Genomic DNA, 11,946 nt, shown 5'->3' on the forward strand with positions numbered 1-11,946 from the left:
GTTGTGGAGAGCGCCGTCATGGCTCAAGAACTCTATACCCGTACCAATCAGAAGATCTATTTCGCTGGCTTGTCGCTGGAAGCCCTAGCAAGAGCCGAAGAGGGGCGGGCGATGAATGCTCTGGCACTGATTCAGGCCGGGCGCGAGTCGGCGCTGTTTCATCTGTATGGTGCGTTGTTGGGGCTTTGCCATGAAATTGCCGGGTTTTACCGACTGCCCGAGGCCAATGCACAGCGGGCTGAAGCGCTGTTGACCCGTGAGTTGCTGGAGTCGATCGCGATTCCGGAACTGGCTGAGATGATTGAGCTGGCTGGGAATCCGGAAACCTGGCTGGCCAAACTGTTGGCGGCGCATTCGGCGATGTTTCAGCCTCCGCGAGTGCCTCACAAGCCTAAAGGCGACGTGACGCAACCGCTGATTCAGGCAGTGAATCTGGATGAGGAAGAGGCGCCGCAAGAGCTGAGTCGCCAGGAGTTGGAAGTGTGGCGGCAAAACCTCAAGAGTCTGGCGATTCGCTTTCGCGACGGCCTGAACGAATGCTGAACGGGTTCGGGGTGATGGCAATCTGAAACATGCTGCTGGTCAAGATCCCGAGCGAAGCCTGAACGATGTCTATATAATCCCTGCCTTTCGTGGAGAACAGACCCCTATGCCAACGTCCTTTCTAGAAATTGTCGAGTTACCAGACGGCCGTATCGAGCTGCGCAGGGCCGAGGACGAGGGTTCTTTGGTTACTCTGGATTTCTCCGAGGATGCCAAGGCGTTCCTGCAGGGTCAGCATGTGGAAATCGCCAAGGCGATGCTCAGTGTCGGCGTCCAGATGGCAGGTCGCATGGTTGAGGGCGAGTTTGACAAGGATGAGGGGCAGCGGGTTCTTCATTGATCCCGGCTCAGTCGTTACCGCATCAGATCGGCTTCTCTGTCCCTGGAGAAGCCCTGCGCTTCACACAGCGCGCGTTACGTACAAGTGAATCAACCCAAGCGAATATTCAGGCTCTGCGCATCGCCGATGCGTGCGGCGCTGACCAGTTGTTGCCGCGAACTTGTGTTCAGAGGGTTGAGCCAAGTGACGACAGTGTGGCTGCGCCCCAGGCGCAATGCTTCGCAGGCCAGTTGCTGAGCACTTTGAGTGCCGCGCGGTTGCAACAGCAGAATGCGCTCCCTGTTCAGGCCGGCCTCCCGCAGCCAGGTCTGGGTGAGGCTGGCAGGTGGGGCGATCAAGGTCAGCCATCGCGCATCCTGATCCTCACTCAATTCGCGAAGAATGGGCGCCAGCAGGCTCAGACAGTTCCCGGCCGCACCACGCAATGACAGTTCGCTGAAGACTTCGGGTTGTGCATTCCAGGAGCGCTCGACCACGTCGTTGAGGATCGGGGCCAATGGCTGCGCCAGAAACGCATCGAATAACGGCAATTGTGTTTGCTGAGGTGCGTGTGGGAACTGCATGGAGCCTCCTTTAGCGGCGAATGACGCCGACACTCAAGCCTTCGATGACCAGTTCCTGGTCGTTCAGGTTGACTTCGATGGGCGCGAATTCCGGGTTCTCGGCAATCAGCCAGACTTTGCTGCCGTCGCGCTTGAAGCGTTTGACGGTCACTTCATCGCCGATCCGGGCCACGACAATCTGGCCGTTGCGCGCTTCGCGAGTGGTGTGAACCGCGAGCAGGTCGCCGTCGAAAATACCGATGTCCTTCATGCTCATGCCGTGTACGCGCAACAGGTAGTCGGCGCGCGGATGGAAGAAGGCCGGGTTGATGTTGCAGGATTCTTCAATGTGCTGTTGGGCGAGGATCGGGGCGCCGGCGGCCACCCGACCGATGATCGGCAACGTGGATTCGTCGTCCTTGGCCTCAAGGCCGGGAATCCGAATGCCGCGAGAGGCGCCAGGGGTCATCTCGATGGCGCCTTTGCGGGCAAGCGCCTTGAGATGCTCTTCCGCCGCGTTGGGCGATTTGAAACCCAGCTCCTGAGCGATTTCGGCGCGTGTCGGCGGGTAGCCGTTGTCTTCGAGGCAGCGTTTGATGAAGGCCAGAATCTCGGCTTGGCGTGGCGTCAGCTTTAGCATATTGATCGCTCTGTTTTTTTATACAGTGGCTGGGATTATATACAGTGAAGCGACCTTGGCAATGCCCGTTTTTTTGCCAGCTGCCGGACGGTCGGCGCGGGCGCGGATGGAAGCGTCTGCCTTGTGTGGTTAAATAGCTGACCGACCATTCCCAAAACGACTTCGCAAGCTTGACAACACACAGGCTGAAACGTATGTTTCAAACAAGTGTTTGTCAGGCGGAGTAGCCATGGCCCAGTCGGAAACCGTTGAACGCATTCTTGATGCTGCCGAGCAGTTGTTCGCGGAGAAAGGTTTCGCCGAAACCTCGTTGCGTTTGATCACCAGCAAGGCCGGGGTCAACCTGGCGGCGGTCAACTATCACTTCGGCTCAAAAAAGGCGCTGATCCAGGCGGTTTTCTCGCGTTTTCTCGGGCCGTTCTGCATCAGCCTCGATAAAGAGCTTGAGCGGCGTCAGGCCAAGCCCGAAAACAAGCCGACCCTGGAAGAGTTGCTGGAGATCCTGGTCGAGCAGGCATTGGTCGTGCAACCGCGCAGCGGCAACGACTTGTCGATCTTCATGCGCTTGCTCGGTCTGGCCTTCAGCCAGAGTCAGGGTCACCTGCGGCGTTATCTGGAAGACATGTACGGCAAGGTTTTCCGCCGCTACATGTTGCTGGTCAACGAAGCCGCTCCGCGCATTCCTCCCATCGAATTGTTCTGGCGTGTTCACTTCATGCTCGGTGCGGCAGCATTCAGCATGTCCGGGATCAAGGCCTTGCGCGCGATTGCCGAGACCGATTTCGGCGTCAACACATCCATCGAGCAGGTCATGCGCCTGATGGTGCCGTTCCTGGCCGCCGGCATGCGTGCCGAAACCGGCGTCACTGACGATGCCATGGCCACCGCTCAGTTGCGCCCGCGCAGCAAGACCGCACCGGCGGTTGCCAAGGCCTGATCGACTGCGATATCCGGGTGGGCGCGGCAGCTGACATCCGCTAAGCTAGCCGCCCATGCCGACTCTCGTTCTGAACCCGTCTCCATTGAAATCGCCGCCTGGGATAATCCCGGCGGCGTTTTCGTGTGCGACGGGTTTTTCGTTTTAAAGGAATCTCTATGACTGCAGGCCTGCAAGGCTCGTTGATGGTGGACGTCGCCGGTACCTGGCTGACGGCTGAAGATCGCCAACTGTTGCGCCAGCCCGAAGTGGGCGGCCTGATCATTTTTGCCCGCAACATCGAGCATCCACGCCAGGTTCGCGAGCTGAGCGCAGCGATCCGCGCCATCCGTCCGGATCTGCTGCTGGCGGTGGATCAGGAGGGCGGTCGCGTGCAGCGCCTGCGTCAGGGTTTCGTGCGTCTGCCGGCCATGCGCGCGATTGCCGACAATCCGAATGCGGAATACCTGGCCGAACAATGTGGCTGGATCATGGCCACCGAAGTGTTGGCGGTCGGCCTCGACCTCAGTTTCGCGCCGGTGCTGGATCTGGATTACCAGCGCAGCGCCGTGGTCGGCACCCGCTCGTTCGAAGGTGATCCCGAACGCGCCGCGTTGCTCGCCGGGGCCTTCATTCGTGGCATGAACGCAGCCGGCATGGCGGCCACCGGCAAGCATTTCCCCGGTCATGGCTGGGCAGAGGCTGACTCTCACGTCGCGATCCCCAACGACGAGCGCAGTCTCGACCAGATCCGCGCCAATGACCTGGTGCCGTTCGCCAGATTGAGCAAGCAATTGGCGGCGGTCATGCCGGCCCATGTGATCTATCCGCAAGTCGACGCACAACCTGCCGGTTTCTCCCGTCGCTGGTTGCAGGACATTCTGCGTGGCGAGTTGCAGTTCGATGGCGTGATCTTCAGTGATGACTTGTCGATGGCCGGTGCTCATGTGGTCGGCGATGCGGCCAGTCGTATCGAAGCGGCGCTGACGGCCGGTTGCGACATGGGCCTGGTGTGTAACGATCGCGCCGCCGCCGAGCTCGCCCTGAGCGCTGCACAGCGCCTGAAGGTCAAGCCGTCGGCGCGTATCGCGCGGATGCGCGGGCAGGCGTTCGCCAATACCGAATACCGTCAGGATCCACGCTGGCTGGCCGCTGTCGGCGCGCTCAAAGACGCTCAACTGATTGATTAAGGATTTTTCGCTATGACGGTTTACGCAATCATCGGTGGCACCGGCCTGACCCAGCTCGAAGGCTTGAGCATTCGTCAGTCACTGGCGGTGGACACGCCCTACGGCGCGCCATCGGCCGACGTGCAGATTGGCGAATACGCCGGCAAGGAAGTGCTGTTCCTCGCCCGTCACGGCCATCCGCACCGCTTCCCGCCGCACAAGGTCAACTACCGCGCCAATCTATGGGCGTTGAAGCAGGCCGGGGCCGAGGCGATTATCGCGGTCAACGCCGTGGGCGGGATTCATCCTGCAATGGGCACCGGGCATTTCTGTGTGCCACATCAGATCGTGGACTACACCAGCGGTCGCGAACACACCTATTTCGCCGATGACCTGGAACATGTCACGCATATCGACTTCAGCTTTCCCTACAGCGAGCCGCTGCGTCAGCAACTGATCGCCGCGCTGGCCGCCGAAGGCTGCGAGTACAGCGATCAAGGCGTCTACGCCTGCACCCAGGGGCCGCGCCTGGAAACGGTGGCCGAGATCGTGCGCCTGGAGCGTGACGGTTGCGACATCGTCGGCATGACCGGCATGCCGGAAGCGGCGCTGGCCCGTGAGCTGGAGCTGGATTACGCCTGCCTGTCGTTGGTGGTGAACCCGGCCGCGGGCAAGACCACGGCGGTGATCACCATGGCCGAGATCGAGCAGGCCTTGCATGACGGGATGGGCAAGGTGAAATCGACGCTGGCGCGGGTGCTCAAGGGCTGAGTCCGGTTTTGAATTGAGTTGCCCCTTTCGTGAGCAAGCCCGCTGCCACAGGTTTTGTATGACGCCTGTGGCAGCGGGCTTGCTCGCGAATGAGATCTGACAAGCGCTGAGATTCAGCGCTTGTCGAACTTGTCCGGCAACGGCGCAAACAACGCGTCGATATCGTCGTTCTGCAGTTTCCAGTCTCCGGCCTTGCGCCCATCCAGCACGCCCGCCGCCAGGTCGGACTTTTCCTTTTGCAGGTGCTGAATCTTCTCTTCCACCGTGCCTCGGGCAATCATCTTGTAGACGAATACCGGCTTCTCCTGGCCGATTCGGTAGGCGCGGTCGGTGGCCTGATTCTCGGTGGCCGGGTTCCACCACGGGTCGTAGTGAATCACCGTATCCGCTTCGGTGAGGTTCAAGCCAACGCCGCCGGCCTTCAGGCTGATCAGAAAGATCTGACGCTTGCCGCTCTGGAATTCCTTCACTGGCGTGCGCCGGTCACGGGTCTGCCCGGTCAGCAGGGCGTAGGCGACGTTGCGTTTTTTCAGTTCGTCTTCGATCAGGGCCAGCATCGACGTGAACTGCGAAAACAGCAGAATCCGCCGACCTTCCTCGAACAACTCTTCCAGCATCTCCATCAGGCTGTCGAGTTTGCCCGAGGTGCTGCCACGAGCGGGCAGGGGAGCGTCGTTGACCAGGCGCAGATCGCAGCAGACCTGACGCAGCTTGAGCAGCGCCTCGAGAATGATGATCTGGCTGCGTGCCACGCCCTTGCGGGTGATCTCGTCGCGGACTTTCTTGTCCATCGCCAGACGCATGGTTTCGTACACGTCGCGCTGGGCTTCGTTGAGTTCGACCCAGTGGATGATCTCGGTTTTCGGCGGCAACTCGGTTGCCACCTGTTCCTTGGTGCGGCGCAACAGGAATGGCTTGATCCGGCCGTTAAGGTGCTGAAGCCTGACTTCGCTGGCGTGTTTTTCAATCGGCACGCGGTAAGAGGCATTGAAGCTTTTGACGTCGCCGAGCCAGCCGGGCAGCAGGAAGTGAAACAGCGACCACAATTCGCCCAAGTGGTTTTCCAGCGGCGTTCCGCTCAGGCACAGACGCTGGCGAGCGTTGAGTTCGCGCGCGGCCTGCGCCGCCTTACTGTTGGGGTTCTTGATGTATTGCGCTTCGTCCAGCACCAGCACATGCAACGGTTGCTGCGCCAGACGTTCGACATCCTTGGGCAGCAACGCATAAGTAGTGAGGATCAGATCGTAGTCGGCCAGATGTTCGAAGTGTTTTTTGCGACTGGGACCGTACAGCGCAACCACCTTGAGTTGCGGGGTGAAGTGCGCTGCTTCGTCGAGCCAGTTCGGAATCAGGCTGGTGGGCATCACCACCATGCACGGACGATCCAGGCGTCCGGCGTTTTTCTCGCTGAGAATGTGCGCCAGGGTCTGTAGGGTTTTGCCCAGGCCCATGTCGTCCGCGAGAATCCCGCCGACTTCGAGTTCCCGCAGCGATTGCATCCAGCTCAGCCCTTCGAGCTGATAAGGGCGCAGTGTCGCGTTCAGGCCTTTTGGCGCCTTGGCGTTGTAGCTGCGAATATCGCGCAGGCGCTGGGCGAGGCTGCGAATCTGGTCGCCGCCCTCCCACAGCAAGGGAATGCCTTCCAGTGCATTGAGTCGGGTGGCGTCGGCCTTGCTCAGACGCAAAGTGGTTTCGCCCGGCTCTTGCAGGTAGAAGTTGCCGAGGGTCGCCAGCACCGGTTTCAACCGACCCAGAGGCAGCGCCACCTGCAACGGCCCGTGTTCGCTGTTGCGTTGCGGAATGTTGACCAGGATCAGCTCATCGTCGCGCCGGCGGGCGAGGCGCTCGGGGACAAGAATCTCGGTGTGCGAGCGCATCAGGTTGAGCAGAATCGGCAGCAGGCTCAGGCGCTCGCCGTTGACGATGATCCCCAGTTCCAGGTCGAACCAGTCGCGTTCCGGCGTCTGCTCGACGGTGGCGTACCAGTCGTCGACGGCGGTCAGGTCGAAACCGAACTCGTCGTCGATCTGCAATTCCCAGCCCTGGGTGCGCAGCTTCGGCAAGTCATTGAGGGTAAAGGTCAGCCAGGCGCTGTCATTGACCATCTCGTACAGCTCGCCGGCGCTTTCCGGCAAGGCCTTGCTCTGCCGGGTGGCGATGCGGAAACCGAGGATGCGCAGTTGCTCGCGATACGTCTGCTCGACGTCCGGATGACGCTTGATGCGCAGGGTCTGGGTTTCCTGGCGAATCAGGATGTCGCTGTTTTTCTGCCCGCTGACGTATTCGTCGAGATAGCTGAAAGACAGTGCCGCGCGATGCTGGATGTAGCGCTGCATTTTGCCGTTGCGTGGCTCGAAGGCGCTGAACTCGACGCTCGCCAGCCACAGGCGCGGCATTGGCTGGACGTTGTCCACCAGCACTTGCGGCGGCGCTTTGGGGCTGCGGTTTTCCAGCACGGCCTGGAGTTTCTCCAGCAGTTCGGCGTCCTTGGCGGCGGCGGGGTATTCGAGGGTTTCCTGCACTTGCAGCAATACGGCTGCACAGTGTTTGCAGTTGCTGTGAACAGGGCAGGTACAGGTCGCGTCGACCATCAGCAGCGTGCCTTTGGCCGACTCGCGCAGGCGAATCGTCTGGCGATAGACGTTGCCGCCAGAGCCTTCGCAACTGGCGGTGATGGTGGCGTCGCCAACCTGAACGATGCGTACCCGGTTTTCCAGAGCGTAGCGGCGGCCACGCTCCAGGCTCTGTTCCTTGAATCGGCTGACCCAGGAGGGTGCCAGCGGTTTGCTCAGAGACGCGGACATAACGACTGCGATCAGTCCGGAACGACTTCAGGCGCTTCCCGTGGCGCGGGCGCCGTCAGGGAAGTGATCTTGATCAGCAGGGCCAGGTGGCCGTTGTCGAGGTAGTTGAGCTGGCCATTCTTGGTGTGGCTTTCCTGTTTCAGCCGTTCGCTGGCGGTGACCATGCCGTTGCCATCTATCTGATTGACCCAGAAGTCGGCGTTCACGTCGGTAAAGCGCCCGAGCTGCATTTCCAGGGTGCCTTCGATCGGGTATTGCCCGAACTGCTCCTGGCCCTCGCTGACTGCGACCTTTGCTGGCGCCTCGCCCAGGGTCTGTTGCCAGGCCTTGTGCATCAATACGCTGTACTCGCCGCTGGCGGTCAGCTTCGCCGCGACGTCGCCCAGTGCCGGGGTGCGTCTGGTTTCATCGCCGAGGCGCTGGGCGCCAGCGGCCCAGTCTTCCGGTGCGGCACGGCTGACAATCGCCGGCACCGCGTTCTGGCGGACCAGAATCATTTCGACCTGATACGTGTCATCGGCAAATGCCGTGGGGGCCAGCAGCGTCATCAAGAGCGAGGTCATCAACAGGGTTGGTGAACGAAACAGGCGCATGCGGCGTCCTTCAAGCAGTTTTCGGGATGAGGCGCTCGAACAGCGCCTCCACAGTATTAAAGCGCTCTTCCGGGCGCTCCATCGGCACCATGAACTTGAACATCGTGGCGCCTTCGAATTTGTAGCGTTTGGGCTGGCCCTGGATCAGTTTGATCAGGGTCAGCGGGTCGACCGGTGTCTGCGCGGCGAACTCGATGCGTCCGCCCTGCGGGCCGCCGTCGACTTTTTTGATGCCCAGCTGTTCGGCCTGCAATTTCAGCGCGGTGATCCGCACCAGGTTCTTGGTCGGTTCCGGCAGCAGGCCGAAGCGGTCGATCATCTCCACTTGCAGGTCTTTCAGGCCCTCTTCGTCGGTGGCCGAGGCGATGCGCTTGTAGAGGATCAGTCGGGCGTGAACGTCCGGCAGATAGTCTTCCGGAATCAGCGCCGGCACCCGCAGATTGACCTCCGGGCCGCCGCCGAGCGGTTGGTCGAGGTTCGGCTGCTCGCCCTTGCGGATCGACTTGACCGCGCGTTCGAGCATTTCCATATAAAGGGTGAAGCCCACGGCCTGGATCTGCCCGCTCTGGCCATCGCCGAGCAGTTCGCCGGCGCCCCGGATTTCCAGGTCGTTGGTCGCCAGCACGAAGCCCGCGCCAAGGTCCTGGGTGTTGGCAATCGCCTCCAGGCGCTTTTCCGCATCGGCGGTGATTTGCTGGCGCGGCGGCGTCAGCAGATAGGCGTAGGCCTGGTGGTGACTGCGGCCGACGCGTCCGCGCAACTGGTGCAGCTGCGCCAGGCCGAACTTGTCGGCGCGCTCGATGATGATGGTGTTGGCGCTCGGCACGTCGATGCCGGTCTCGATGATGGTCGAGGCAATCAGCACGTTGAAGCGCTTGTGGTAGAAGTCGCTCATCACCTGTTCGAGTTCGCGCTCGCGCATCTGCCCGTGGCCGATGCCGATCCGCGCTTCCGGCACCAGTTCGGCCAGGTCGGCGGCGCACTTCTCGATGGTCTTCACGTCGTTGTGCAGGTAGTAGACCTGACCGCCGCGCAGCAACTCACGCAGCAGCGCTTCCTTGACCGTGCTCTTGTTCTGCTCCATGACGAAGGTGCGCACCGACAGGCGTCGTGCCGGCGGCGTGGCGATGATCGACAGGTCGCGCATGCCCGACACCGCCATGTTCAGCGTGCGCGGAATCGGCGTGGCGGTCAGCGTAAGGATGTCGACTTCACTGCGCAGGGCCTTGAGCTGTTCCTTCTGACGGACACCGAAGCGGTGTTCCTCGTCGATGATGACCAGTCCGAGGTTTTTGATCTTCACGTCGTCGGACAGCAGCTTGTGCGTGCCGATCACGATGTCGATCTTGCCTTCCGCCAGATCGGCGACCGCGGCGTTCACTTCCTTGGCCGACTTGAAGCGGCTCATCACTTCCACGGCCACCGGCCAGTCGGCGAAACGATCGCGGAAGCTGTTGTAATGCTGCTGGGCGAGCAGGGTGGTCGGCACCAGGATCGCCACTTGTTTGCCGCCGTGTACGGCAATGAACGCGGCGCGCATCGCCACTTCGGTCTTGCCGAAGCCGACGTCGCCACAGACCAGGCGATCCATCGGCTTGGGCGCGAGCATGTCTTCGCGCACGGCTTCGATGGTGGCTTGCTGGTCCGGGGTTTCCTCGAACGGGAAGCCGGCGCTGAAGGTCGCGTAATCGGCTTTCGGGTCGGCGAAGGCGTAACCCTCGCGAGCCGCGCGACGGGCATAGATGTCGAGCAGTTCGGCGGCCACGTCGCGCACCTGTTCGGCAGCCTTGCGCTTGGCTTTCTGCCAGGTCTCGGAGCCGAGGCGGTGCAGCGGGGCGAGGGCGTCGTCGCTGCCAGTGTAGCGGGCGATCAGGTGCAGGTTGGCCACCGGCACATAGAGCTTTGCGCCCTCGGCGTATTCCAGGGTGAGGAATTCGGCGGCTTGATTGTCGATCTCGAGGATCGTCAGGCCCAGGTAGCGGCCGACCCCATGGTCGATATGCACCACCGGCGCGCCTTCGCGCAGTTCGGTGAGGTTCTTGATGACGGCGTCGTTGTTGGCATCGGCGCGTTTTTCGCGACGGCGACGCTGCATCACGCGCTGGCCGAACAGCGGGCTTTCCGCCACCAGCGCCAGCGCCGGGTTGTCGAGCATCAGGCCTTCATCGAGCGGGGCGATGGTGATTGCCAGGCGCTCCTTGCCAGCGACGAAGTCCGGCCAGCTCTCGACGGTTTTCGGTCGCAGCTTCAGGCGTTCCAGCAGCTCCAGCAGCACCTCGCGGCGGCCGGCGGATTCGGCGGTGAACAGCACTCGCCCGGGGAACTCGTCGAGGAATGCCGAGAGCGCGGCCAGGGGTTGTGTGGCCTTGGCTTCAATCGCCAGATTCGGCAGCGCCTGGGCCGGGAAGCGCTCGCGGCCGATCCCGGTTTCCACGTCCTGCTGGCTGGCGACCACGCGCGGCCAGCTCTTGAGGCGGGCGAAGCAGTCTTCCACCGGCAGGAACAGTTCGGCCGGCGGCAATAAAGGACGGGATGGGTCGACGCGGCGTTCTTCATAACGATTGCGCACGTCGTTCCAGAAGTTTTCCGCCGCCTGCTCGATACCCGGCAGCGAGAACACCTGAGTGTCCTGGGGCAGGTAATCGAACAGGGTCGAGGTTTCTTCGAAGAACAGCGGCAGGTAGTACTCGATGCCGGCCGGTGTGATGCCGCTGCTCAGGTCCTGGAAGATCGGGCAGCGACGGAAGTCGACATCGAAGCGTTCGCGAAAGCGTGCCTTGAAGCGGGTGACCGCTTCCTTTTGCAGCGGGAATTCCTTGGCCGGCAGCAACTTGACCGAATCGACCTTGTCGATGGACCGCTGGTTTTCCGGATCGAAGGTGCGCAGGGTTTCGATTTCGTCGTCGAACAGGTCGATGCGGTAGGGCAGTTTGCTGCCCATCGGGAACAGGTCGATCAGCGCGCCGCGCACGGTGAACTCGCCATGCTCGTAGACGGTGTCGACGTAGCGATAGCCGCTGGCCTCGAGCCGCGTGCGCATCTGTTCGACATCGAGCTTCTGGCCGACATCCAGCACCAGGCTGCTGCCGAGCAGGAATTTGGTCGGTGCCAGACGATGCAGGGCGGTCGTGATCGGCACCACCAGCACGCCGTGTTCCAGCTCCGGCAGTCTATAAAGGCTGGCGATGCGCTGGGAGATGATGTCCTGGTGCGGCGAGAACAGGTCGTACGGCAGGGTTTCCCAGTCGGGGAAATGCAGTACGGGCAAATCCGGGGCGAAGAAACTCAGCTCCTGTTCCAGCCGTTCGGCGCTCTGGCTGTCGGCGGTCAGTAGCAGGGTGAAGCGCTTGGCAGCGCTGGCAGCCTCGGCAATCGCCAGGCTCAGGGCGGCACCGGGCAGATTGCCCCAGTGCTGTTTACCTGCCGCGGCAGGGAGAAGCGGTAGACGCAGAACAGGCACGGAAGGTTGAGCTCCAGGCTTTGCGACAAAGTCGGTAATTGTAGCGGCGTCCGGTGCCGCCTGTCAGTTGCAGACTGTGTCTATCTTCGTGGTTTGGGCGAAATGTAGTGGTAACCATAAAAACGAGCACTTTTTTTGCGGTTATGTAGTGCCGAAAGTTGGTGGTGT

General features: G+C 61.6%; 10 protein-coding genes. 5 read left to right on the forward strand and 5 right to left on the reverse strand.

What is annotated here, in order from left to right; translation table 11 throughout:
* The first annotated feature begins 18 nt into the window (after positions 1–18).
* Together KVQ74_RS13275 and KVQ74_RS13280 are read left to right on the forward strand one after the other, a co-directional pair.
* The gene (locus tag KVQ74_RS13275) at positions 19–543 is read left to right on the forward strand and encodes a DUF6586 family protein (RefSeq protein ID WP_217831546.1); all 525 of its coding nucleotides are present in this window, start codon (positions 19–21) and stop codon (positions 541–543) included.
* A gap of 106 nt (positions 544–649) precedes the next feature.
* The gene (locus KVQ74_RS13280) at positions 650–883 is read left to right on the forward strand and encodes a hypothetical protein (RefSeq protein WP_217831547.1); all 234 of its coding nucleotides are present in this window, start codon (positions 650–652) and stop codon (positions 881–883) included.
* A gap of 89 nt (positions 884–972) precedes the next feature.
* Here the strand turns inward: KVQ74_RS13280 and sulA are convergent, their stop codons facing one another.
* Complete coding sequence (sulA, locus tag KVQ74_RS13285) at positions 973–1,446, reverse strand: SOS-induced cell division inhibitor SulA (protein WP_217831548.1); 474 nt, start codon at positions 1,444–1,446, stop codon at positions 973–975.
* A 10-nt stretch (positions 1,447–1,456) separates the two neighbouring features.
* Positions 1,457–2,065, reverse strand: a complete 609-nt coding sequence (lexA, locus tag KVQ74_RS13290; RefSeq protein ID WP_217831549.1) for a transcriptional repressor LexA — start codon at positions 2,063–2,065, stop codon at positions 1,457–1,459.
* Positions 2,066–2,294: 229 nt separating this feature from the next.
* On the opposite strand from lexA, the gene KVQ74_RS13295 reads away from it, so the two are divergent.
* The 3 genes from KVQ74_RS13295 to KVQ74_RS13305 all read left to right on the forward strand — a co-directional run bounded on the left by KVQ74_RS13295 (position 2,295) and on the right by KVQ74_RS13305 (position 4,921).
* The gene (locus tag KVQ74_RS13295) at positions 2,295–3,002 is read left to right on the forward strand and encodes a TetR/AcrR family transcriptional regulator (RefSeq protein ID WP_217831550.1); all 708 of its coding nucleotides are present in this window, start codon (positions 2,295–2,297) and stop codon (positions 3,000–3,002) included.
* A gap of 158 nt (positions 3,003–3,160) precedes the next feature.
* The gene (nagZ, locus tag KVQ74_RS13300) at positions 3,161–4,171 is read left to right on the forward strand and encodes a beta-N-acetylhexosaminidase (protein ID WP_225929995.1); all 1,011 of its coding nucleotides are present in this window, start codon (positions 3,161–3,163) and stop codon (positions 4,169–4,171) included.
* 12 nt (positions 4,172–4,183) lie between these two features.
* Complete coding sequence (locus tag KVQ74_RS13305; RefSeq protein ID WP_217831551.1) at positions 4,184–4,921, forward strand: S-methyl-5'-thioinosine phosphorylase; 738 nt, start codon at positions 4,184–4,186, stop codon at positions 4,919–4,921.
* Positions 4,922–5,034: 113 nt separating this feature from the next.
* Here KVQ74_RS13305 and KVQ74_RS13310 read toward each other — a convergent pair whose 3' ends face one another.
* From KVQ74_RS13310 to mfd, 3 genes are read right to left on the reverse strand one after another with little or no spacing between them, the layout of a single operon-like run.
* On the reverse strand, positions 5,035–7,725 hold the full coding sequence (locus KVQ74_RS13310; RefSeq protein ID WP_217831552.1) for a DEAD/DEAH box helicase: 2,691 nt from the start codon (positions 7,723–7,725) through the stop codon (positions 5,035–5,037).
* Positions 7,726–7,736: 11 nt separating this feature from the next.
* Entirely contained in the window at positions 7,737–8,318 is a 582-nt protein-coding gene (locus tag KVQ74_RS13315) for a CsiV family protein (RefSeq protein ID WP_217831553.1), read from the reverse strand.
* 10 nt (positions 8,319–8,328) lie between these two features.
* Positions 8,329–11,778, reverse strand: coding sequence for a transcription-repair coupling factor (gene mfd, locus KVQ74_RS13320; RefSeq protein WP_217831554.1), 3,450 nt, complete (start codon positions 11,776–11,778; stop codon positions 8,329–8,331).
* Positions 11,779–11,946: the final 168 nt, after the last annotated feature.

Source organism: Pseudomonas botevensis, from assembly GCF_019145475.1.
Taxonomy (GTDB): Bacteria; Pseudomonadota; Gammaproteobacteria; order Pseudomonadales; family Pseudomonadaceae; genus Aquipseudomonas; species Aquipseudomonas botevensis.